The following is a 23,426-nucleotide window of genomic DNA, read 5'->3' as shown; positions in this document are numbered from 1 at the left end:
CAGTGTGTTCGCTGTGCCGCGTGAGCAATCTGCCCACCGTCTGGATGAACGTGCTGGCCGCGGCCGTCCTCTCGGGCGCTGCCTGGGAGGGAAGCCCGGCCGCCGCCTCCGCCTTGCTGGTCGTGCTGCTCTTGGTCGCGCTGTCGTGCTTCTACTGCGGCGGCATGGCCCTGAACGACCTCTGCGACCTCGAGCATGACCGCATGTACCAGCGCTACCGGCCGATTCCGGCCGGCCGCATTACCCCTGGCCGTGCCCGCGCCGTCACCCTCGCGCTGTTTGCCAGCGCGCTCGCCTGCCTGCTGCTCGTTCCGCATCATGCGGGGCTGGCTGCCGGTGTGATGCTGCTTTTCGTGATCTGGGTCTACGACCACTTCCACAAGCGCCACCCGTCGACCGTGTTCGCCATGGCCGGCGCGCGGCTGCTGGTCTACGTCGTCACTGCGTCAGCGCTGACCGGGGGAATATCCACGGGGGTCGGAATCGCCGCCCTCGTCCAGGGGGCCTACGTGCTACTGCTGACAGTTGTCGCGCGCCACGAAGGCCGCACCGCCGCCGGGCGTTACCGATGGCCAGTGATCCCATGGATGCTTGCCGCGATGCCGCTGCTCGATGGCGTCATGCTCGCCGTGCTGGTGCATCCGGCGTGGCTGCTTGCAGGCGTGGTCGGCATGGGACTGACCCGCGCGGGCCAGCGCTACGTTCGCGGCGACTGATCGCTGAAGCAGCAACCGTGGCCGCTTCCGGCACAGCGGCCCAGCGTGAATCCGAAGTCATGGTGCCGGCTGCACATGAAGCCTCCAAACCAGAAGGAGCACCATGAGTCCATCCATCCCCACCTCCATCAGCCTGACATCGCGCTGGTTTATCCGGCCGGGATGCGAGCCAGCCGCCGAGACCGCGCTGCGCCAGCTCGCCGAGGATGTCCTGCAGCGGGAGCCCGATACGCTGGCGTATCTCATCCATACGCCCTACGGCGGTGACGCCCGACTGCAATCGCTGCCGCCGTCCAATCCTTTTTCCGTCGTGTTCTTTGAAACCTACCGTGACGCCGACGCGTTCCTGCGCCACGTCAACGGACCGGTGTTCACCGGCTTTGTGCGGCAGCATGGCGAGCTGTTTGTCGCGTCGAACGGCTCGCCTTTTACGTTCGTGGAGTTCCTGCAAATGCGCGCGGGCTTTGTGCGGACCGCGACGGCTGCCGCCTCCATCGCCGCGCCGCAAGCCGATGCCGTCAATCTCCATCCCAGCGTGATGTTCGAGATCATCGCGAAGGACCAGGCCACGCTGAAGGCCTTCTACGGCAGCGTCTTCGGCTGGCACTACCAGACCGGCACCGCCGGCTTCGCCTACATCCCGTTCCAGGTGCAGACCTTGCCGCTGCTCGGCGGCATCGGCCAGACAGAACCGAATACGCCTGGCTACGAGCCGGGCAAGAACTTCTACCTTCTCGTCGACGATCTGGACGCAGCGATCAACCGTGCTTTGCAGAACGGCGGCAGCCGCTATGTCGATCCGGTCAGCGTCGATGGCTACCACTTCGCGATGATCAAGGATCCGGAAGGCAATCCGGTTGGCCTGATCAAGCCATTCTGACGCGCCGCGGCAACCACGTCGCACCGCTAACAAGGAGGACCCCATGAGCTACCTCGATCCGCTGCGCCTGCATTTCGCAGGCCAGTTCCAGGCCAATGTGTCGACGGTCAATAACGACCCCGGGCACTTCGACAACGCTGCGTTCGAACCAAGCTACCAGAAGCTGCAGGGGCCGGGCATGAATCCGCCCAACGGCTGGTTCAACCCCACTGGCGACGCCGCCTGGCGGCTGCTCGGCTGCAAGGTCACGTCGGCCTGGCTGCCATCGGGCCCCGCCAGTCCAGCCGATCCGGTCCTGCAGTCCCTGGTCGCCGACTCGGACGGCCGTGTCTGCGCCAAGCTGGTCGATCTCGACAGCGAACAGCAGCTGGTATCCGAAATCTGGGGCCTGCAGGTGCGCATCGCCGATACCAAGGGCAACACGCTGCTGCGCGGCAATTTCAACCCGGCGCCGTTCCTCGACATCTGGGACCGCGCGACGGGCCAGACCTCCGGCGACGTGATTGCCGGCGCGATGTACCAGTCCGTGCTGACCGATCTGCAATGGGCGGATGTGTCGAACTCGCCCTTCCTCACCGCGTTGCAGGCAAGCGGCGACCTGCTCTCGATCAAGTTCAACGTGGACGGCATCAATCTCGACTACACGTCGCCCCAGTTCATGTGCGGTCGGATCGTCGGCACAATTGGCCCCTACGCCGCGGGAGAACCGAACAGCATGGTGATCGGGCGGCAGTTCATGGCCGCGGCGGCGCAGGGTGGCAACTTCTTCAAGCCGCAAGGCGGCATCAACTTCTTCGCGGCGCGGGTCGACGAAGCGTCCAGTTCCATCCTGCTAGACCTGGGCAACGCGCTGAGTACCGGCAACCCGGGCGGCACCATGAATGACGTCGGGGACCTGGCGCTCAGTGTCGCTACGTCGACAGGCGCTCTCACGCTGGGAACGATCGCGGCCGGCGGTCAGAACGGCTACTCCGGCGACACGCCTTGGTACCCGACAACCGCAGGCGTGGTGCAGTTGCCGCTGAGCCCCCAGCAACTCGCCGCGGTGCAGAGTGCCCCGCTTACGTTGAGCGGAAACCCGGGCATCACGATCAGCGAATGGAACAGCGGCGTGTTCGTGCGCGCAGACACGTTCGTCTATCGTGCGAGTCCTGGCGACACGCTGCAGGTAGCCGTCTACGCGATGCAGTGGGGCCAGCCGATGGTCGAAGCGACATTGAGTGTCGTGCCGGATTCCTTACAACTTCAGCCTAGCAACATGATTCATCCGCGCGACGTGCCGCCGGTCGCGACACCGCTTTCCGCGTTGAGCTTTGTCGATGCCACGCACCGGCCGCCGACGGTCACACCGCTTTCCGAAGGCTTCAGCGGCACGCTGGTGACGGGCCAGAACGGTGTCGCGTTGCTGTCGCTGGCCACCGGCGACCCGGGCACACCGCGCTATTTCAACCATGGCAAGGACTATGGCCTGGACGGCCAGGTCTACGGCATCCGCGTCGGATTTGCGGATACGGGAACCTATAGCGGGCCGGTGAACCAGTGGAATTTCATCAGCGTCCTGCTGTGGAGCGGCTTTAGCCCCGCCCAGCCGGTCACGTGGACATCGGTGCAACCGATCTTCCAGCAATACGCAAACCTGTATCCGGTCATGGCGCGCTTTCTCGACATGGCCGACTACAAACAGGTGGTCGCGAATGCCTCGCTGCTGTCGCTCGCGTTCGGACTCGATCCGGCGGATCCGAATTCGATGCCGGTCACACGCGACCTGTCGCCAGCGAAGCGCACCGCGATCCAGTCGTTCCTCGCCAATCCCCAGTACGGCACCGGCGCACCGGCCCCCGCTGTGCGCGCGCATGCCGCCGCGCCCGTATCGGATGCGATACGTCCCGCCGCGCAAGGTGGCAAGGCGGCGGCCAGCGCACGCCGCCTGATATTGCGCAGATCCCTGTGCGCGCTTTGATCACCTCTTTGATCACCAATTTCGGAGGTAGCCAATATGATCCGCCTTCAACGCTCCACGCTGAAAGGACTGCGGTCCGACCAGCCGTCTCTGCCGGCCATGTATGCAGTGCTGAACCAGGCCATCGAACTCGAGCATGCGACCATTCCGCTCTACCTTTACGCGCTGTATTCTCTCGACCCGACCAAGAACAAGGCCATCGCTGACATCGTTCTATCGGTGGTGATGGAAGAGATGCTGCACATGACGCTGGCATCGAATGTGCTGAATGCGCTCGGCGGGACGCCGGTCATTGGCGGGCAGTATTTCGTCCCGAGCTACCCGGGTCCGCTGCCCGGCGGCGTCGAGCATGGCCTGACCTGCAATCTCGCCCCGTTCTCACCGGCCCAGCTCGACACCTTCCTCGACATCGAGCAGCCGGAGGACCCCCTGGACTTTCCGACCGCTCGGGCGTTCGCGCTGGACACATCGATCACGATTGGCGAATTCTACGATGCCATATCGGCGGCAATCGGCGTGCTCGGCGACGGCGCGTTCGTCAACCCGCCCCGTAACCAGGTCGGTCCTGACCTGATGCAGGAGGCTGTGGTCGTGTACAACGTGACAACCGCGCAGCAGGCAATCCGCACCATCGTCGAGCAGGGCGAAGGTACGTCGAAGTCCCCGGAGGAAGTGGTCGGAGATGGCTACGCCCACTACTACCGCTTCATGCAGATCAAGAACGGCAGGACACTGATAATGAACCCGTCCGGCAACCCGCCCTATTCATATTCGGGCGAGCCGATCGTCTTCGATCCGAGCGGCGTCTATTCGCTGCCTACCAACCCGAAGATCGCGAACTATCCCCCCGGTTCAGCGCAGCGGCTGGCGTGCAACAACTTCAACTACACCTACACAAGCCTGCTGTCCGCCTTGAACTCGCTGTTCAACGGTAACGCTACCTCCGCCCAGATGAATGTCGCGATCGGACTGATGATGTCGCTGAAAGGGCAGGCGAAGGCGATGATGTCGGGGATTCCGAACCCGGCCGTGTTGACGGGGCCGAGTTTCGAGTACCAGCCGGTCGACCCGGGTAGCGCCGCTGCCTGATCGGGCACCAGCGCTTTCCGACGTGATTTCGCAAGACGCGCTCACTGCCGTCCCGCGACGGCAGGCGCGCTCACCCGTGCAGTATGGGAGCCGAATTCGGTCCGACACCCATGCCGTTGGTGATTGTCGCATCGGTTGGGGCACGCACAAGAAGCAGTAGCTGGCACGACCCCGCAGGATCCGCACGCCTGTTGCATGCCTATTCCTCGCCCCGGACTTGCCTCTCCCTAGCCGCATTCTTGTCCATCCTGGCCGCATGAGCCGCTGCCTGTTCGAGCAAGGCCGCATGCGCCCTCGGCACGACGAGCATCGTCAAACCCAGTCCGTCCATCACGCGCAGCGCGTGCTCCAGATTGACGCCCTTGCCGTTCTCCAGCTTGGACAGCATACCGACGGAAACCCCACAATGATTAGCAGCCTGGTCAATGGGCATGCCTTCCCCTGCCCGCGTTGCACGTATCCGGTCCCCAAGCTGGTCAATGCTACGGATTGTTGCGCGGGATGGCGGAGTTGGATCAGGAAGCGGCCTCGGCATAGAGGTGTCATAACTTTCACGAAAGTGAAATTATACCATCGCCGTCCAATCCCGGATTTGGGGAGCACCGCGCGTCGGTTTGTTGCCCCATCGGGAGCTGACATTGCTGTTGTGGGTGGCTTGCAGGCAATTGATTGCATCCGGACACCGCTTCGACTCACCGGGCCAAACGCCGCACCATCGCTAAACCAAGCCAAGGGGCGATGCACCCGTTAGCAGCTCGCTTGCCTGGCGCGCGTCCACGGTATCGAATCCCTCCGTGAACGAGGCATGGACCTTGACTACCATTTGCCGCGCAGCTTCGTCCTTGCCTTGGCGGTGCCATAGTCGGGCAACGCTCAGCACGGCTTGCAACTCGATGGACTTAGCCGCCTGCTGATGCGCGAGGGCAATTGCCTTCTCGAAGCATGCTTGCGCTTCGTCGTCCCTGGCGGAGAGACTGGCCATTTCGCCCGGCAACTGCAGCATCCATTCTCCCTGGAAGCGATGCAGCGTCGCGGCATCGAAGCATTCGCCGGTGCTGCTGGCCAGGGTCAGCGCCTCACCCAGCACGCGCAGCGCCGCATCAGGCTGCCCTGCCCTGCCATAGGCGTCGGCAAGCAGTCCCAGCAGGGATGGCCGCCCCAGTGCGGCCCCGGTGGCTTCGTGGGCTTCGAGACCCTGCTGTATCAGATCAATGCCCTCGTCATTGCCTTGCCGGGCGAGCGCCCAGCCGCGCAGAATCGTCGCCCAGGCCAGATAGAGCGGGAATCCTTGTTCGCTCGATAGCGCGAGCGCGGCATTGGCGTACTCGAGCGTCCGTTCCGGTTCGCCCCGGCGCTGATGCAGTTCGGCCGCATAGACCAGGCTCAAGGCAAGGCCGAACGGCTCACAGGCCTGCCTGGCCAGCGCCAGGGCCTCTGCCGAGCGGGCCAGGGACTGATCCGGCAAGCCCAGATACCAGAGCGACCAGCTCAGCGCACTGCGCATATGGATGGCGGGGTTACGCACATAGCGCAAGAGATGACCATAGGATTGCCGGTCGGGGCGGTGCAGTGCCAGGGCCTGCTCCATGTGGGTACGGGCCGCCGTGAACTCGCCCAGGCGGAACACAGTCGTGCCGAGCACGCGGTGTGCCTCGGCCATCTGTTCCGGGTCCTGCGTATCCTGCGCGAGGCTGAGCAGCCGCTCACCTAGTGCCTGCGCCGTCTTGAGCTGGGCGCGCAGCAGGTAGAAGGACCACAGACCGAGTTGTGACGAGAAGCACTGCGGCGTGTCCCCGCCCTGCTTGCTCAGCGCGAGGGCCCGCGTGTAGGTCGCCTCCACCTCCGGCGCGCCGAAGCCGCGCGCGGCCATCCAGGCCGGGCCGAGCGTCAGCAGCAGCGTCAGCTCTTCCTGCAGGCGTTCGGGCGTGTCAGGCAGGGTCTTGAGCAGTTCGAGCGCCGCGCTGAGATGGCCGATCGCTTCAAGCTGGGCGGAACGCTGCAGGGCCTGCTTGCCGGCCAGCTGCAGGTATTCGACCGCCTTCGGCACATTGCCGCTCTGGCTGTAATGATGCGACAACTCGTTGCAGTACTCCTTGAGCCGGTCCGGGAACAGCGCCTCGATGGCCTGCGCCGTGCGCTCGTGCAGGAGGCTGCGCTGCGCCGACAGCAGGGAGTTGCCCGCGACCTCCTGGGTCAGCGCGTGCTTGAACGCGTACTCCACTTCGGGGTAAGCGGGCCGCTCATAGATGAAGTCCCCGGCCTGGAGGTCGACCAGCAGCGGGTGCAGCGCGGCTTCGGGCTGCCCCGTCACATGCCGGACCAGGCTGGACGGGAACTCGGTGCCGATGACCGCGAGCGTCTGCAACAATTCCTTTTGCGGGACCGGTAGCCGGTCGATCCGGGCCGCCAGCACCCCCTGCACGGTGGTCGGGATGTGCAGCGCCACAGGAGCCTTGTCGATCCGGTAGTGGCCGGGCTGGCCGAGCAGGGCATGTTCCTCGGCCAGGGTCTGGACCACTTCCTCCATAAAGAACGGGTTGCCCTCGGTCTTGGACAGGATCAGCTGCTTGAGCGGGACCAGCGAGGGATCATCGCCGAGCAGCGCCATGAGCAATCCCTGGGCCTCCGCCGGGCCCAGCGGTTCCAGATGCAGCTGGGTGTAACACGGCTGGCTGCCCCCGTCGTGGCGGTATTCGGGGCGGTAGTTGACCAGCAGCAGCAGCCTGGCGTGCGGCACCTGCGCGATCAGGACATCGAGGAACGCTTCGGTCTCGCTATCGAGCCATTGCAGGTCTTCGAACAGCACCATCAGCGTCTGGTTCTGGCTCTCGCGCACCAGCAGTTTCACGATCGCCTCGAACGTGCGCCGGCGCCGGATGGCGGGATCCATCGTCGGCAAGGCCGAGCCCGGCTCGACAATCCCCAGCAGGTAGAGCAGGTAGGGCAGGTGTTCCTCCAGCGCACGATCCAGGATCAGCAGCTTGCCTGTCGCCTTCTCTCGACAGCGGCGTTCATCATCCTGTGGCGTGATCTGGAAGTAGTTTCGCAGCAGGTCGATCAGCGGCAGGTAGGGGAACGCCTTGCCATGCGACACCGAGAAGGTTTCGAGCACCAGGCAGCCTTCCTGCGCGCGCGCCTTGAATTCGTGGAACAGGCGCGATTTGCCGACGCCCGCCTCCCCCACGACGCCGACGATCTGCCCTTGCCCGCCCTTGGCCAGCGCCAACGCCTCGCCCAGGCGCGCCAACTCCGCCTCACGACCGACAAAGCGGGCCAGGCCGCGAAGCGCCCCCACCTGCAGCCGCGTGCGCAAGGCGCCCAGACCGAGCACCTCATACACGGCCAGTGGCTCGCGCAGTCCCTTGATCTGGGTACGTCCCAAGGCCTGGAACGCGAAATACCCCTCCGTCAGCCTGTGGGTCGATTCGCTGACCAGGATGGAGGACGGGGTCGCGACGCCTTCCATTCGGGCGGCGATGTGCATGGTGTGGCCCACCGGGTCGTAGTCGGTGCGCAAATCGTCCTTGCGGATCGAGCGGACCACCACTTCCCCGGTGTGAACGCCCACCCGGATCTGCAGCGGGATGCCCTGCTCCAGCCGGACCCGGTCACTATGGCGGCGCATGGCCTGCTGCATCCGTAGCGCCGCGAACAGTGCCCGTAGCGCATGGTCTTCGTGAGCGATCGGCGCGCCGAACAGCGCGAGGATGCCGTCGCCGAGCGACTTGGCCACGTACCCTTCATAGTGATGCACGGCCTCCATCATCAGCGCCACCACCGGGTCGATCAGGCGGCGGGCTTCCTCCGGGTCCAGGTCCTGGATCAGCGCGGTCGAGCCGGCCATGTCGGCAAAGAGCGCCGTGATGGTCTTGCGCTCGCCGGCGGCATCCGCGCCCTTGGCTTCCATGGCGGCCCGTTCCGCGCGGATGCGCTCGGCCAGGTGGGGCGGCGTGTAAAGAATCGGGGCCGGTACAGGCGGGGCCGGGGGCGGAGTCTGCTGCGGCGCCGCAACCGGCTCCGGCAGCTGCGCCCCGCAGGCCGCGCAGAATCTGGCCGAGGGGCTGGACTCGTAGCCGCATTGCGGGCAGGCCTGCGCCAGCCGTTGCCCGCACGCCTCGCAGAACCTGGCGCCAGCGGGGTTCTCGAATTGGCAATGGGTGCAGCGCATTTCGTCCTCGGACTGCCGTTAGCCGCTACGCACTCATTCAAGGTCCAATCGATACTGTTAGCAAGATCTGGGAATGTCGGCCTTTCCAGGCAACGCTCGTCGATGGGACTGTCGCAACGCTCGCCAGCACCGCCGTCCGCGAGCTGACTCCGTCGATGCAACCTGACAATGGCCCAGATTTCGGAGGTGTGCAGAAGGCCGCAGCGACTTAACCACTTTGTTTGTGCGCCTGACTCCACATAGAAAGGGCGACGACAGTATGGCACGCGGAGGCTTGTCGGACCTGGATGATGCGCCGCACCGAGCCACAGGGTCTTGCGCACGCCATCGATCGTGACTTCCGGCGCAATGCCCTGCCCGCTCTCATCGCGCATGTAGCCGTGGTACACGATTGCGGCGCCCGTTGCATCGGACGACAGATAGGTTTCCCGGAACAGCTTCCACAGTTCCGGGGCACTGATTTCCGTCTCGCTTGCGTCGGTGGCCTGCTGCACCACGGTGCTGAACTCGACCTGCATGCGCCGCGGCATCACCACGCCATGCTCGCGCTCAAGCAGGAAGGCGATGCCGCCCTTGCCCGACTGGCCGTTGACACGGATCACGCTGTCATAGGTGCGGCCAAGGGCCGCCCCCCTGCGTTCGCCTTACGCCGTCACGGCGGCGCGTTGCCGCGCCACTTCGGCCTGCGGCGCGCCGGCATTGTCGGCGTGCAGCGTGAAGTCGAAGCGGATCAGCGAGAACGGCTTGTCCACGCCCAGCGCCTGCATGGCGGCCGCATCCTCGACGCGCGTCACCGGCGGCACCAGTCCCTCGCGCGTGGCAAAGGCGAAGTCGTCCCACAGGTACGGGTCACCGTCGATGTTGATCTGCGTGGTCAGCTTGCGATGGCCGGGCGCGGAGACAAAGAAGTGGATGTGGGCCGGGCGCGAGCCGTGGCGGTCCAGTTGCTTCAGCAGGCGGTCGGTGGCGCCGTCCGGCGGCACGCTGTAGCCCACCGGCACGATACTGCGGAAGCGGTACCGTCCTTCGCTGTCGGTGACGATGGTGCGCCGCAGGTTGAAGGCGCTCTGGGTCGGGTCGAAGTAGGAATAGTTGCCCATCGAGTTCGCGTGCCAGACCTCCACGTTGGCATCGGGCAGCGGCTTGCCGGCGCTGTCGAACACCTGCCCTTCCATCACCAGCACCTCGCCTTCGTCGCTGCCGTCGTCCAGGCGTGTTTCGCCCCGGGCGACGGGGGCGCCGGCCACGTACAGCGGCCCTTCGATGGTGCGCGGCGTGCCGCCCGAGATACCGGCGCGCGCCTCGGCCTCGTCCATGCGCAGGTCCAGGAAATGATCGAAGCCGAGCCCCGGTGCGATCAGGCCGAGTTCACCCCTGCGGCCGGCCTCGGCCAGGTAGTTGAGCCCGGCCCAGAATTCCTCGGGCTGGATATCGAGGTCCTCGATCATGTAGAACAGGTCGCGCACCATCCGGTGCACGATGGCGGTGATGCGCGGGTTGGCATTCTGGCCGGTGCTTTCCTCGATGCGGTTGAGTACGGCGTCGATCGCGATCTTGTCCATGGTTGTCTCCTATGGCCTTGTGGGTGGGTGAAGTGGGAAACGTTGTCAGAGCGAGCGGAACAGCGGGCTGCGGGTGGCCTGGCTCGCGTCGGCCGCCGACAGGAACTTCTCGGTAAAGATGTCTTTCTCGAACAGCCGGCCCTGCATCAGCGTGGCGATGCAGGCCTCGATCATCGGCGGCGGCCCGCACAGGTAGGCGCGCCAGCCGCGGAAGTCGTGGGTGAAGTGGCGGCCGGCCAGGTCGTGCACATAGCCACGCTCGCCGGACCAGTCGCTTTGCTCGGGCTCGCCCGACAGCACCGGCAGGTAGGTGAAGTTGTCGTGCTGCCCGGCCAGTGCCTCGAAGGCCTCGCGATAGTAGAGTTCGCCGGCATTGCGCGCGCCCTGCACCAGCACGATTTCGCGCGGATCGCCGGATTCCAGCAGGTCGAGGATCATCGAGCGCGGGCTCGACAGCCCCGATCCGCCCGCCATGAACACCAGCGGACGCGGATCGCTCTTGCGCACGAAGAAGCGCCCGAGCGGGCCCGACAACTGCAGGCGCTCGCCCGTCTTGAGCTGTTCATGCACATAGGTGGTCGCGCTGCCGCCGGGCACCAGGCGTATGTTCAGCTCGATCTCGCCCGCCGACGGCGCGCTGGCGATCGAGAACGCGCGCGGCGCGGCTTCCTGGCCGATCCACACGTTGACGTACTGGCCCGGCTGGAACTGCAGCGGCTCGCCCTCGATGCGCAGGAACACGCCCTTGATGGTCGGCGTCAGTGCCTCGATGCGCACGACTTCGGCGGTGAAATCCATCAGCGGCAGGCATTGCGCGTCCGGATCGGGCTCGATGTCGGCCTCGATCACCATGTCGGACATCGGCGTGGCGCAGCAGGCCAGGCACTTGGCTTCCTCGCGCTCGAAGTCCATCAGCGCGAACGGCGATGCCTCGCCGTGGTCGAGTTCGCCTTCCAGCGTCTGTACCTTGCAGGTCCCGCACAGGCCGTGGCCACAGGCGTGCGGCAGCCACACGCCGGCGCGCAGGCAGGCATCGAGCACGGTCTGGCCTTCCTCGATGTCGATGGTCTGCCCGAGGGGCTCGATGGTCAGTTGGTAGGTCATGACAGCCTCCGTATTGACGTTGCGGCGACGACGGCAGCGTCAGTTGCAGGAGCCGGCAATGCCGGCAAGGCCCGGCGTGCGCAGGCGCAGCACCGACTTGTGCCCGAGTCCGTTGGCGGCCAGGCTGGCGTCCGCGTCCGGCGCGAAGGGCTCGCCGCCGCGCAGCCACTGCACCTGCGTCCAGTCGATGGCGGCGCCTTCGGGGTGGGCCGCCAGCAGCGGCGCGATGACGTCGCTGACCATGGCGCCGAACGGCATGTCGGGCGGCAGTGGCAGCGTGAAGGGGCTGCAGAACAGCAGGTGCTGGTCCCAGCCGAAATACACCAGCTGGTTGCCGTGGAAGTTCTCGACGCGGTCGCGGGTCTCGCCCGCGTAGCCCGGCTTCAGTGCGATGACTGGCATGGTGGTCTCCGGTGTCTCTTTTTTCAGTCGTGTTTGTGGTCGCAGCACGAGGCGCCGCCGCCCTGCCGCGGCGCCTGCGTGCCGTCAGCACCCGCGGCGCCGGTCCAGCGCTGCCAGTTGGCGCGGTCCTGCGAATCGGCGTAGTCGCCGCGGTCTTCCGGGCGCAGGTGGTACCAGTCCAGCACCTCGGGCAGCGTGGCGCCGCCGCAGTTGCCCTGGAAGATCTGGTGCACCGGCAGCCACGCCTGCACGTACTTCTCGGGCTCGCCGAGGAAGATGTCGCGGCAACCGTCGGAGCAGAAGTGGTAGTGGTCACCGTCGTGCTCGGCCTCGCGGTAGCAGATCTGCGTGGGATCGTCCGGCTCGGTGAAGGCCATCGGAATCTGGCACACCTGGCACAGCATCGGCAGGCCCGGGTTGTACCAGCGCTGCCCTGCCTCCTGCTGCTGCTTCCAGTAGTCGAAGCGCGGGCGATAGTGCTGGTCGAAGCTGTCGGGATACTTCTCGGCCAGCCAGGTCATTTCCGACGGTTCCGGCACCCAGGTGTGGATAGCAGCGGCGTGGTTGAAGTTGTAGAAGATCGACCAGGCGATGTGCGACAGGTGGTCCTTCTCCTTCGCGGCCTGCTCGTGGTACTTGGGCATGCGGATGCCGTAGCGCGCCAGGTCGGCGAACAGCGCGCCGCCGTTCTGCTCGAAGTAGATCTCCCACGCTTCCTTCCAGCTCATCACGCGCTTGGGCAGCATGTAGTCCATCATCATCGCCACCAGCGTCAGCAGCCGGTAGCCACGCCAGAACCACTTGTCGATCCACTTCTGGATGATCGGTCGGTTGGCCGGGTCCTGCTCCAGCATGAACTTGACCACTTCCAGCCCGAGCGTCATATGGCGCGACTCGTCCGACTGCGCCGAGAAGCCGAAGGTCACGGTGGCCATGTCGCCGTTGTAGGCCGCACCCGACATGAACGGCATGAACAGCAGGTTGGTCAGCACGTATTCAAACGAGAACGAGATCGCCGTGATGAACTCGAACGGCCCCGCCGTCATGGCGTCCTCGAAGTACGACTTGGGCACCGACAGGTACCACAGCCGGTCGTGCAGGTGGCGCCAGTCGGCAAAGCCGTTGAAGTACTTGTTGTAGTGGCTGATGGTGTGGATCTGGGTCTGGCAGTGGCGCAACTCGTCGACCGACTGCATCTGGCACGCAACCCGCGCGCCCACGCCGCGCAGCGTGCGGCCGGCCATCGCGAAGCCGCGGTGCGCGGCATATTCCAGCGGCGACACGCCGGTCAGGAACAGCTTCAGCGCGTTGACGTAGCGCGCGTCGGTGACGTTGAGCTGGCCGTTGTTCTGCTGGAATGCATCGATGATCGCGTACAGCTTGCGTTCCTTCTCGGACTGGAATTTCCAGTACGCGTCCATGGTCAGGCGGAACGGGTCTTCCCAGCCGTCCCAGTCATGGATCACGATGCCTTCGAACTTGTCGTGCGGGAACACGGCATCCATCGGCTGGTAGGTGGTCTCCCAGCCCAGGTCGCGTGTCAGCACGGCGTACTTTTCCTTCAGCGACAGCTTGGGCCTGGCGGCCTGCCGCGCGGCGGAGGCGATGGCGGTGGCGGTGGTCATGTCCTTGTCTCCTGGTATTTGCGGTTCGATTTGCGGTTCGATTTGCGGTTCGATCCCCGGCTCAGTGCCAGGCCAGCACGAACTGGTCTTCGGTTTCGTCGATATTGCCGGCCAGCGAGATCAGGCCGAGCTGCAGCTCCTGCACGTCCCACGCCCGTCCCATGCGTTCTTCCACGCTGGCGCGGTTGATCTCCAGCCGCCCGGGCGCGTCGATCTTGACCATGGCCGGATAGCGGTTGACGGTGGCGTGCGGGTTGTCGGCCTCGATGGCGTCGATGACGGGACGCATCTCCTCGTTGGCCTGCAAGGCGATGAATACGATCTGTGCGGTCATAGCGGTCTCCTCGGGGTCAGGCAGCGGCCCTGGCCGGCGTGTCGTCAGTGGCACGGGCCAGACCCAGTCCTGCCAGCCGCTTCGTCAGCGCGGCTGATGACTCGTCCAGCGCGGCTTCGGCCTCGCCGGCGAACAGGCGGCGCGCGAGCGGCACCAGCGCATGCTGGAAACGGTCGAGCCAGGCGAAGGCATAGCCGGCAATCACGCCGGCGTTCTCGGCAGATTCCTGCGCCGCGGTCTTGACGGTCGCGTCGACCCAGCGCGCGGTCTCGGCGTACCAGGCGTTCATGAAGTCGGTGACCAGCGAGAACGCCGGGCTTTCGGCCGACAGGCGCGCATCGAGCCGCTGGTAGATGAGCGGGTACAGCAGCCCGTCCAGCACCAGGTTCTGCGCCACATGCAGCTCGAACCAGTCTTCGCGCACCAGCAGGTCTTCCACCGCATGGCGCAGCGGCTGCCACGCCAGGTCTTCCATCCACGCCGCCTTGGCGGCATCGACGGCCGCCTTGTCGCCCACCAGCAGGCCGATGCGGGTCAGGTATTGCGCGATGCCGAGGCGGTCCATGGTGTGGAACATGGCTGCTTCGGTGATGGCGGAGCCGAAGCCATAGGCGGTGATGGCAGCGTTGTTCATGTTGGCCGCCCATTCGAGATGACGCAGCGGCACCACGCCCAGCGTCAGCAGCTCGCGCAGCGGTTCGGGCAGCGATGCCAGCAGGCCGCGCTTTTCCACGAACTCCAGGTTCTTCTCCATCGCCTCCTGCTGGCGTGCGCGGGCGTTGACGTAGCTGCCGTAGTAGAACTGGCGCGGGTCCTTCAGCGCGTACCAGTCCTGCATCACCACCCGCGTGCGGCGCGCGTCGTAGAGCTCGTACTGCGGCTGCCACAGCGGGCGGTAGTGGAAGCTGGTTTCCGGCTGCAGGTCGTACATCGCCTCCTGGTAGCGCGTGGCGGGCTTGTCGGCCCCGAGGCGCCGAGCCAGGTTGGCGAAGGTCTGCCGGATCGGGCTGACGCTGTCGGTACGGATATCGATTTGCATGGTGGGTTGCTCCTGTCTCCCTGGTGGCTATTCGGTGCTGCCGTGGCTCAGGCCACGGTCTCGCTCCATTTGTCGCGTTCGCGTTCGAGCGCGCGTCCGAGCTGGTGTGAAACCGTAATGGCGCACTGCGCCGCGCAGAACGCGCTGAACTGCTCGGGGCGCATGACCAGCTCCACATAGAGAGCCGGGTCGCCGAGCGAGAACTCGAACTCGACCCACTGCTGGCCGCGCGACGTCACCCGGACGTAGGGCTGCGACCGGCGGGGGCCTGGCGAGGCGGGATGGACGATGGGCGTGGTCATGTCTCGCTCCTGTTGCGGTGCACACCGGCTGGTGCGCGCTGTTTTTGGTGGGAGACATATAGCGAAGGCCGTGCCACGGGCCGTGAACCCATACGCCGCAAGGCTTGGCGGAAAAGCGCGCGGGGTATGCGCGTCGCGGTCGGTTGACGATTTGATGAGGTGAAAAAGCCGGTTTTCACCAAATGATCAAATCGGCCGTTACTGCGCCGCACCATGCCGCCGCAAACCCCGATCATGGACTTGCGTGGCCCCCGAACCGGCGTGATAGGCTACGGAAAACGAGGCAGGAACGCTCCCCTCCGGATCGATTCGCGCCCGCAGGCAATCCTGGAGGATGGAGATGACCGCGCCCCCCAAGCAGCCGCCGTTCGACCTGGCTTCGCTGCTGACGATCGACCCCAAGGCCGCGCAGATACGGCTCGGGGATTCCCGCATGGTGCTGATGCACACCGAGGCGCTCAGCTACCTGCGCAAGGAAATCCTGGACACGCTGGGCCTGGAGCGCGGCAAGGGCCTCCTGATCCGCATGGGCTACGCGCAGGGCATGCGCGATGCCGAGATGGTCAAGCGCGAACGCAAGGACGAACTCGAGCATTCGCCCAATGACGCCTTCCTGCTCGGTCCGCAGCTGCATATGCTCGAAGGCGTGACGCGGGTCGACCCCGTGCGCCTGGAGATCGACCGCGACACCGGCCACTTCTACGGCGAATTCCTCTGGCAGGATTCATGGGAAGGCGAAGCGCCCTTCAACGAAGCGCTGAGCCGCGAGGAAGGCGGCTGCTGGGTTCAACTGGGCTATGCGTCGGGCTACAGCAGCACCTTCATGGACCGCCTGGTCATCTACAAGGAAACCGAATGCCAACGCCGGCTCGACGCGCTGTGCCGCATCGTCGGCAAGCCGGCCGAGGAATGGGACGATCCCGACTACCTGAAGTACTTCGAGCCCGATTCCGTCATCAGCGACCTGCTGTCCCTGCAACAGGAAGTGAGCACGCTGCGCGAGACGCTGTGCGGCGCCAACCAGGGCAACCTGATCGGCCAGTCCCCTGCGTTCCGCGAAGCCTTCGGCCTGCTGTCGGCAGCTGCCGACAGCCATATCACGGTGCTGCTGACCGGCGAAACCGGCGCCGGCAAGGAGATGTTTGCGCGCTGGCTGCATGACCACGGCCCGCGCAGCGAGCAGCCCTTCATCGCCGTGAACTGCGCGGCGATCCCGCACGAACTGATCGAGTCGGAACTGTTCGGCGTGGAGAAAGGCGCGTATACCGGCGCCCAGCAATCGCGCCCCGGCCGCTTCGAGCGCGCGCACGGCGGCACGCTGTTCCTCGACGAGATCGGCGACCTGCCGCTGTCAGCGCAGGTCAAGCTGCTGCGCGTGCTGCAGAACGCCGAAGTCGAGCGCCTGGGCGGCGTCGAGGCACGCAAGATCGATGTGCGCCTGATCGCGGCCACCAACGTCAACCTGGCGCAGGCGATCCGCCAGGGGCAGTTCCGCGCGGACCTGTTCTACCGCATCAGCACCTATCCCGTCGCCATCCCCGCGCTGCGCGAGCGCCGCGACGACATTCCCGAACTCGCGCAGACGTTCATCCAGCGCTTCAACGCGCGCTACCAGAAGCAGGTGCGCGGCCTGAGCCAGCGGGCGCGTGATGCACTGATGCAATACCAGTGGCCCGGCAATATCCGTGAACTGGAGAACATGATCGAGCGCGGCGTGCTGCTTGCGCCCGCCGTGGGGCTCATCGATACATCCCACCTGTTTGCCAGCCAGCAGGCGGGCTCTGCCGAACCGCCCGAGGATGCCGACGCCCTGCTGCAGAAGCTGCTGGACCAGCAGGTGTCGCTGCCGCAGATCGAGACCGCGCTGATGAAGCTGGCGATCGACACCACGCGCGGCAATTTGTCATCGGCGGCGCGGATGCTGGGGATTACGCGGCCTCAGTTGGCGTATCGGTTGAAGAAATAAGGGGTTTTCGCTGCCGTCGGCGACGCTGAAGCGGGTCTGCCGCCGCCGGCACCATTGGCTATGAACTGATGTGCGCGCTGGCTTAGTGCTGCCTTAGCCAGCCCAGGCAGCGGTGTCGTCGAGCGGATAGACCGGCCTGCTGACCTGCCGGAACGGGAAGCGCTCGTAGCGCGAGCTGGTGACGCCTTCCCCGTCGCACTCGACCAACGCCTTGGCGATCGGGACGAACACCGGGCGACAGTACATTCGCGACTTCAGTAGCAGGAACTTCGCCCGATGCGGATCGATGCCGATATGGGTGAAGATCCCCATGTCCCAGTGCTCTTGGGGGGTCTCGGTCACCACCACCTGCGCCGCGCCGATATCGAGCAAGGCGGTGCGCCCCATGCGGATGCGCTGCCCGGTGTAGGTCGGCCCTGTGATGATGTACTCACCGTCGCTGATCGCGGCAACCTTGCCGGTCAGCGGCTTCGCTTGCGGATAGACATCCAGCTGCGGCAGCGGCACCTTGTCGCCGACCGGCAGCGTGATACTGGCCCCGACGCCGGCGTCCACCAGCGCTGCCACCGCTTCGGGGTCGCACACGGGCCCGACCGCGATGCCGGTCAGTCCTTGCGCCAGGGCCTCGTGCAGCACCGCCATGTTGTCGCAGGTCCCGCCGGACATGCAATTGTCGCCATGGTCGAGCAACAGTACCGGTCTCGCGTCAGCACTGTCGGCGCCGGCAAGCTGCGCGGCGCGCCGGATGGAACTGGCGAGCGGCTCTGCCTGGTAGGCAAAGGCATCGCGCTCGGCCCACGCCTGCGCCGCGATCCGGCTGGCGACCTCGTCGGCCTTGGCCTGGTCGCCGTCGCCAACCACGATCACGCTCAGGCATGGCGCGGCGATATCGGCCAGTCCGAAGCCGGCCAGCACCGACACCGCCAGCATGCCATCCCGCTCGGCGTCGCGCGCCAGCGCCACGGCGCGCAGCATGGCGCCTTCGTCGGTGCGGCTGCGCAAGGTGTGCGTGATCAGCGGCGGGCGCCGCCACGCCATCACCGGGCGCACGCGGCCGGCAACCATGTCAAGCAGCAGCCGGCCGGCATGCGCGCCGGTTTCATACATGTCGACGTGCGGGTAGGTCTTGAAGCTGACCGCGATATCGGCATGGTCGACGAGCGTCTGCGTGATGTTCCCGTGCAGGTCGAGGGCGACCGCGACCGGCGCATGCGGCAGCACTTCGCGCAGGCGCCGCAGCAGGTCGCCTTCGCCGTCGTCGCTGTTTTCAGCCACCATCGCGCCATGCAGGTCGAGCATCACCGCATCGCAGCCGTGGGCCGCCGCGATGATGGTGTCGCACAGGTGCGTGTAGGCGTCGGCGGCGACGCGTCCGCTCGGGTTGGCGCCAGCGATCACCGGCACCACGATCTCGGCGCCGGCGGCCTCGGCCAGGTCGATGAAGGCGGCGGCGGCGGTGCGGGTGCCCTTGGCGGCGCGACAGGCGGCGTCGCCATAGGCCGGCGCGAACGAAGCCAGCGGCGTCGGCACCGGTGAAAAGGTATTGGTCTCGTGATTGAGTCGGGCAATGAGGATCTTCATTGGGCAGTCCGTTCGGATGTCATGGCCGCGTGGCGGCATCGAGCATGGCGTGCAGCAGCACGTTGCAGCCGGCTTCAAGGTGCTCGGGCCGTGCGTCTTCGATTTCGTTGTGGCTGATGCCGTCCTTGCACGGCACGAAGATCATCGCGGCGGGGGCGACGCGGGCCAGGTAGACCGCGTCATGGCCGGCACCGCTGATCACGTCCATGGCGGAATGGCCGAGCCGGCGCGCGCCGCCCCGTACCGCCTCGACCAGCCGAGCATCGAACGGCTGCGGCGGGAAGTACACGACCTGCTGCAGATCGATGGCGATGCCGCTGCGCGCCGCCAATGCTGCAACCTGCTCGTGCAGTGCCGCGTCCATCGCGGACAGCACCTTGTCGTCGCCCGCGCGCAGATCCACCGTCATCGTGACCTTGCCGGGGATGACGTTGCGCGAATCGGGATGCACGCCCAGGCACCCCACCGTGCCACGGCCGTGCGGGGGATGCTCCAGCGCGATGCGGTTGACGATGGCGACCAGCTCTGACGCCGCCAGCAGCGCATCCTTGCGCAGCGCCATCGGCGTGGGGCCCGCATGCGCTTCCATTCCGGTCAGCACCACGTCGTACCAGCGCTGGCCGAGCGCGCCGGTAACCACGCCGATGGTCGTGTCGTTGGCCTCCAGCACCGGGCCCTGCTCGATATGCGCTTCAAAGTAGGCGCCGACCGGGCGCGCCCCGACCGGCTCCTGTCCGGCATAGCCGATGGCCTGCAGTGCCTGCCCGACGCAGATGCCATCGCGGTCGCGCTGCTGCAGCACGTCTGCCAGCGCAAACTCGCCGATGAACGCGCCTGAGCCCATCATCACGGGGACGAAGCGCGAACCTTCCTCGTTGGTCCAGACCGCGACCTCGAGCGGGGCATCGGTGACGATGCCGGCATCGGCGAGCGTGCGCAGCACTTCGATGCCGGCGAACACGCCATAGTTGCCGTCAAACTTGCCGCCGGTCGGCTGGGTGTCAATGTGGCTGCCGGTTATCACCGGCGGCAAGGCGTCGTCGCGCCCGGCGCGCCGCGCAAAGATGTTGCCGATGGCATCGACGCGGATCGAGCATCCGGCCGCCTTGGCCTCGGCGACGAAGAAATCGCGCCCCTGGCGGTCCAGGTCGGTCAGCGCCAGCCGGCATACGCCCCCTTTGGGCGTGGCGCCGATTGCGGCCAGGCGCATCAGGGTGTCCCACAGGCGCTCGCCGTCGATGCGCAGGCCGGCGCGCGCGCCGGCGGTCGCCGCTGCCGCTGCCACTGCCGCGTGGGCAGCTTGCAAAGTCGTCATGTCATTCCTCGTATCGGTCGGCCGGCATTGCGGCCTGCATGATCCAGGTTCAGGCCGCCAGGCCGACGCCGAGATAGCGGTCCTTGACCGCCTCATCGGCACGGAACGCGTCGTTGCTGCCGGTGTAGACCACCCTGCCCTGCTCGATGATCACGTGGCGGTCGGCCAGCTGCGTGCAGACCTCGAGGTTCTGCTCCACCAGCAGGATCGGCACGCCGGCCGCCTTGATGACCTTGAGCTGCGCTACGATTTCTTCCACGATCACCGGGGCCAGCCCTTCGACCGGCTCGTCAAGCATCAGCAGGCGCGGATGGTTCAGCATGGCGCGACCGATGGCGAGCATCTGCTGTTCGCCGCCGGACAGCTGCGCGCCGCCGTTGCCGCGCCGCTCGCGCAAGCGCGGGAAGATGCGGTAGATGTCCTGCAGTTGCCACGGCGAATCGCGGCGCGCGGCCAGCTTGAGGTTCTCCTCGACCGTCAGCAGCTTGAAGATGCCGCGGTGCTCGGGCACCAGGCACAGGCCATCGGCGGCAATCCGGTGTGCCGCCATGCCGGCAACGTCCCTGCCGCGAAAGATGACGTGCCCGCCCTTGGGCTGCACGACGCCGGCGATCGCCTTGAGCGTGGTCGACTTGCCGGCGCCGTTGCGCCCCAGCAGCGTCACCAGTTCGCCTTCGCCGACCGCCAGCGACACGCCTTGCAGCACATGGCTCTTGCCGTAGTAGCCATGTATCTCTTGTACGTCGAGCATCATTCCTTGCCTCCGGTAATCATGTTGCCGAGATAGGCGGCGCGCACGCGCGGGTCGCCGCGCACGACCGCGGGCGGCCCTTCCATCAGCACCTTGCCTTGCTGCATCACCGTGACGGTGTCCGAGATATCCATGACGATGTCCATGTTGTGTTCGATCAGCACGACCGTGTGGTCCTGGGCCAGCCCGCGGATCAGCCGCTTCATCGCGCCTAGGTCGTCGACGCCCATGCCCGAGGTCGGCTCGTCCAGGAAGATCGCGCGCGGCCGCGCGGCCAGCGCCATGCCGACCTCCAGGCGCCGCTGCTGGCCGTGCGACAGCACGCCCGCTGCGCTGTCGGCAACGCGCGTCAGTTCCAGCCGTTCAAGCACCCGGTCGACGATCTCGCCGCAGTCAAGCTCGCCAGCCGGCAAGCGCCATCCGTGCATGGCCTTGCGCGGCGAGGTGCCGAGCGCTGCGAGGCGCAGGTTCTCGCGCACCGGCAGGCTCGGGAACAGGCTGGTGACCTGGAACGAACGCGCGATGCCGCGCTGGACCCGCTGGTAGTCGGCTTCAGCCGTGACGTCCTTGCCGTCGAAGACGATCCGGCCGGCGCTGACTTCCTTGGTGCCGGTCAGCATGTGGAACAGCGTGGTCTTGCCGGCGCCGTTGGGGCCGATCACCGAATGGATCGTGCCCGGCATCACGCGCAGGTCGACCCCGCCCAGCGCCATGAACTTGCCGTACTGCTTGATGATGCCGGTGGCTTCAAGGATTGGGGTGGTGGTCATGCGCGTTCCTCCTGCGTGACGGGCGCGCGGCGCACGCCGCGCAGACGATCCCATACGGTGGCACCCAGCCCCCACAGCCCGCGTTGCATGAACAGGCTGACGGCGATCAGCAGGAAGCCGAGCAGCATCAGCCAGCGCGGCCACAGCGTGGACAGCCAGTCCGCCAGCAGTACATAGAAGGCGGCGCCCAGCACCGAGGCGAAGATATTGCTGGTGCCGCCGATCACTGTCATCACCAGGATCATTTCGCTGGCGTGGTAGTCGATATTGGTCAGCGGCGCGATGCCGGTCAGCATGGCATGCAGCGCGCCGGCCAGCCCGGTGACCGCGCCGGAGACCATGAACGCCAGCAGCTTGAACGTCTTGACGTTGTAGCCGACAGCCAATGCACGCTCTTCGTTGTCGCGGATCGCCAGCAGCGTGCGGCCGAGCACGGACTCGGTCACGCGCAGCGCCACAAAGAACACCGCCAGGAACAGCACCGCGACAAAGCCATAGAACTGCCACGGCGATGCCAGCGATACCAGCGCATGGCCCGCCACAGACAGCGGCGGACGCGGGATGTCCAGCAGGCCGTTGTCGCCGCCGGTGATGCCGGGCGCCGTGTACGCCAGGAAGTAGAACATCTGCGAAAACGCCAGCGTCAGCATCACGAAGTAGGTGCCGCGCTGGCGGATCGCAAACCAGCCCACCAGCGCCGCCGCCGCCGCGCCGATGGCGATCGCCAGCAGCAGCGCGAGCGGCATCGGCAGGCTTGCGCGGGTCAGCGCCAGCCCCACCGCATAGCTGCCCAGGCCGAAGAAGATCCCCTGGCCGAACGAAAGCAGTCCGGTGTAGCCGAGCAGCAGGTTGCACGCCATGGCGGCCATCGCGTAAATCAGCACTTCCGTGGCAAGCGTGCCGGAGCGCATGGTCAGCGGCAGCAGCAGCGTGACGGCAAGTGCCAGCCACCAGAAGCGGTAGCGCAAGAACCCTTGTTTTTCCGTAGCCATCATCCCCTCCCCAGCAAGCCATGCGGACGCAGCAGCAGCACCGCGGCCATGGCGACATAGATCATCAGCCGCGCGCCTTCCGGCCACAGCGTGCTCATCAGGCTCTGCACCACGCCGACCAGCAAGCCACCCACCAGCGCCCCGGTGAAGCTGCCCATGCCCCCCACCACGACCACGATGAATGCCACACCAAGCGCCTCGACGCCCATGAACGGCTCGGCGCCGCGGATCGGCGCGGCCAGCACGCCGGCGATCGCCGCAGTAGCGGCGCCCAGCGCGAACATCAGGCTGAACAGGCGGAACACGTTGATGCCGAGCAGCGACACCATCTCGGTGGATTCGCTTCCCGCGCGCACCGCGCTGCCCAGGCGCGTACCTTCCAGCAGCCACCACAGGCCGATGGCCAGCAAGCCGGTGAAGCCGATCACGAACAGGCGGTACTTGGGATAGACGAAGTCGCCCCACATCACCACGCCCTGCAGCGCATCCGGCGGCGGTACGTCGACGCCGAGCGGCCCCCAGCCGACGATGATGAGTTCCTGGATGGCCAGCGCCAGGCCAACCGTGACCAGGATGTGGAATTCGTGCGGCTGCGCGTAGACATGGCGCAGCATGACCTTTTCGGTCAACCAGGCAAGCGCGCCGATCACGATCGGCGCAACCACCAGCGCCATCCAGAAGTTCATTCCGATCTGCAGCGCCTGGAAGCAGAGGTAGGCACCCAGCGCATAGAAGGCGCCATGCGCGAAATTGACGAAGCGCAACAGGCCGAACACGATCGACAGCCCTACCGCCAGCAGGAAGTAGAGCATGCCGATTCCGACGCCGTTGATCACCTGTAACAGATAGACGTTCATGAGTCGTACGGAT

20 protein-coding genes and 1 pseudogene are annotated in these 23,426 nt (G+C 66.2%); 5 read left to right on the top strand and 16 right to left on the bottom strand.

Annotated features, from left to right (window positions below; translation table 11 throughout):
- The first annotated feature begins 20 nt into the window (after positions 1–20).
- The 4 genes from K309_RS0126005 to K309_RS39595 all read left to right on the top strand — a co-directional run bounded on the left by K309_RS0126005 (position 21) and on the right by K309_RS39595 (position 4,645).
- A complete protein-coding gene (locus K309_RS0126005; RefSeq protein WP_198030858.1) occupies positions 21–716 on the top strand; it encodes a UbiA family prenyltransferase in 696 nt (231 codons plus the stop codon).
- Positions 717–819: 103 nt separating this feature from the next.
- Positions 820–1,596: a VOC family protein gene (locus K309_RS0126000; protein WP_029049115.1), complete on the top strand. Its 777-nt coding sequence runs from the start codon at positions 820–822 to the stop codon at positions 1,594–1,596.
- 43 nt (positions 1,597–1,639) lie between these two features.
- A complete protein-coding gene (locus K309_RS0125995; RefSeq protein ID WP_029049114.1) occupies positions 1,640–3,556 on the top strand; it encodes a hypothetical protein in 1,917 nt (638 codons plus the stop codon).
- Between the two features lie 36 nt (positions 3,557–3,592).
- A complete protein-coding gene (locus tag K309_RS39595; RefSeq protein WP_035878402.1) occupies positions 3,593–4,645 on the top strand; it encodes a ferritin-like domain-containing protein in 1,053 nt (350 codons plus the stop codon).
- Positions 4,646–4,844: 199 nt separating this feature from the next.
- Here the strand turns inward: K309_RS39595 and K309_RS39300 are convergent, their stop codons facing one another.
- From K309_RS39300 to K309_RS0125945, 10 genes and pseudogenes are all read right to left on the bottom strand, one after another.
- Entirely contained in the window at positions 4,845–5,180 is a 336-nt protein-coding gene (locus K309_RS39300) for a helix-turn-helix domain-containing protein (RefSeq protein WP_051320606.1), read from the bottom strand.
- A gap of 183 nt (positions 5,181–5,363) precedes the next feature.
- A complete protein-coding gene (locus K309_RS0125980) occupies positions 5,364–8,813 on the bottom strand; it encodes an adenylate/guanylate cyclase domain-containing protein (RefSeq protein WP_029049113.1) in 3,450 nt (1,149 codons plus the stop codon).
- A gap of 308 nt (positions 8,814–9,121) precedes the next feature.
- Positions 9,122–9,442 (bottom strand): annotated as a pseudogene (locus K309_RS43125) (2-isopropylmalate synthase); the annotation flags it as partial.
- Positions 9,443–9,457: 15 nt separating this feature from the next.
- Positions 9,458–10,375: a catechol 1,2-dioxygenase gene (gene catA / locus K309_RS0125975; RefSeq protein ID WP_029049112.1), complete on the bottom strand. Its 918-nt coding sequence runs from the start codon at positions 10,373–10,375 to the stop codon at positions 9,458–9,460.
- Between the two features lie 45 nt (positions 10,376–10,420).
- Complete coding sequence (locus K309_RS0125970; RefSeq protein ID WP_029049111.1) at positions 10,421–11,479, bottom strand: phenol 2-monooxygenase domain-containing protein; 1,059 nt, start codon at positions 11,477–11,479, stop codon at positions 10,421–10,423.
- A 39-nt stretch (positions 11,480–11,518) separates the two neighbouring features.
- Positions 11,519–11,881: a phenol hydroxylase subunit P4 gene (locus K309_RS0125965; RefSeq protein ID WP_029049110.1), complete on the bottom strand. Its 363-nt coding sequence runs from the start codon at positions 11,879–11,881 to the stop codon at positions 11,519–11,521.
- A 23-nt stretch (positions 11,882–11,904) separates the two neighbouring features.
- The gene (locus tag K309_RS37460; RefSeq protein WP_035878401.1) at positions 11,905–13,506 is read right to left on the bottom strand and encodes an aromatic/alkene/methane monooxygenase hydroxylase/oxygenase subunit alpha; all 1,602 of its coding nucleotides are present in this window, start codon (positions 13,504–13,506) and stop codon (positions 11,905–11,907) included.
- 61 nt (positions 13,507–13,567) lie between these two features.
- The gene (locus tag K309_RS0125955; RefSeq protein ID WP_011297864.1) at positions 13,568–13,840 is read right to left on the bottom strand and encodes an MmoB/DmpM family protein; all 273 of its coding nucleotides are present in this window, start codon (positions 13,838–13,840) and stop codon (positions 13,568–13,570) included.
- A gap of 16 nt (positions 13,841–13,856) precedes the next feature.
- Positions 13,857–14,879 carry a ferritin family protein gene (locus tag K309_RS0125950; RefSeq protein ID WP_029049109.1) on the bottom strand — a complete coding sequence of 341 codons (1,023 nt, stop codon included), beginning with the start codon at positions 14,877–14,879 and terminating at the stop codon, positions 13,857–13,859.
- A 47-nt stretch (positions 14,880–14,926) separates the two neighbouring features.
- Complete coding sequence (locus tag K309_RS0125945) at positions 14,927–15,181, bottom strand: phenol hydroxylase subunit (RefSeq protein WP_051320605.1); 255 nt, start codon at positions 15,179–15,181, stop codon at positions 14,927–14,929.
- Between the two features lie 340 nt (positions 15,182–15,521).
- Between K309_RS0125945 and K309_RS0125940 the strand changes: the two genes are divergently transcribed.
- Positions 15,522–17,147: a sigma-54-dependent Fis family transcriptional regulator gene (locus K309_RS0125940; RefSeq protein WP_029049107.1), complete on the top strand. Its 1,626-nt coding sequence runs from the start codon at positions 15,522–15,524 to the stop codon at positions 17,145–17,147.
- 93 nt (positions 17,148–17,240) lie between these two features.
- On the opposite strand, the gene K309_RS0125935 is transcribed toward K309_RS0125940, so the two are convergent.
- Genes K309_RS0125935 through K309_RS0125910 form a run of 6 tightly spaced genes read right to left on the bottom strand, consistent with a single transcriptional unit; the run spans position 17,241 to position 23,413 of the window.
- Positions 17,241–18,728 carry a M81 family metallopeptidase gene (locus K309_RS0125935; protein WP_029049106.1) on the bottom strand — a complete coding sequence of 496 codons (1,488 nt, stop codon included), beginning with the start codon at positions 18,726–18,728 and terminating at the stop codon, positions 17,241–17,243.
- A 19-nt stretch (positions 18,729–18,747) separates the two neighbouring features.
- Positions 18,748–20,043 (bottom strand): Zn-dependent hydrolase, encoded by a 1,296-nt coding sequence (locus K309_RS0125930; protein WP_232232489.1) that lies wholly within the window; start codon positions 20,041–20,043, stop codon positions 18,748–18,750.
- 49 nt (positions 20,044–20,092) lie between these two features.
- Positions 20,093–20,797 carry an ABC transporter ATP-binding protein gene (locus tag K309_RS0125925; protein WP_029049104.1) on the bottom strand — a complete coding sequence of 235 codons (705 nt, stop codon included), beginning with the start codon at positions 20,795–20,797 and terminating at the stop codon, positions 20,093–20,095.
- A complete protein-coding gene (locus K309_RS0125920; protein WP_029049103.1) occupies positions 20,794–21,564 on the bottom strand; it encodes an ABC transporter ATP-binding protein in 771 nt (256 codons plus the stop codon). Before K309_RS0125920 ends, K309_RS0125925 begins: the two co-directional genes overlap by 4 nt.
- Positions 21,561–22,556 (bottom strand): branched-chain amino acid ABC transporter permease, encoded by a 996-nt coding sequence (locus K309_RS0125915; protein WP_029049102.1) that lies wholly within the window; start codon positions 22,554–22,556, stop codon positions 21,561–21,563. Before K309_RS0125915 ends, K309_RS0125920 begins: the two co-directional genes overlap by 4 nt.
- Positions 22,556–23,413 (bottom strand): branched-chain amino acid ABC transporter permease, encoded by an 858-nt coding sequence (locus K309_RS0125910; RefSeq protein WP_029049101.1) that lies wholly within the window; start codon positions 23,411–23,413, stop codon positions 22,556–22,558. The genes K309_RS0125915 and K309_RS0125910 overlap by 1 nt, the downstream gene beginning before the upstream one ends.
- Positions 23,414–23,426: the final 13 nt, after the last annotated feature.

Origin of the sequence: Cupriavidus phytohabitans (assembly GCF_000426345.1) — a bacterium.
GTDB lineage: Bacteria > Pseudomonadota > Gammaproteobacteria > Burkholderiales > Burkholderiaceae > Cupriavidus.
Note: the sequence above shows the minus strand (reverse complement) of the source record. Positions and strands in the feature narration are given on the sequence as shown.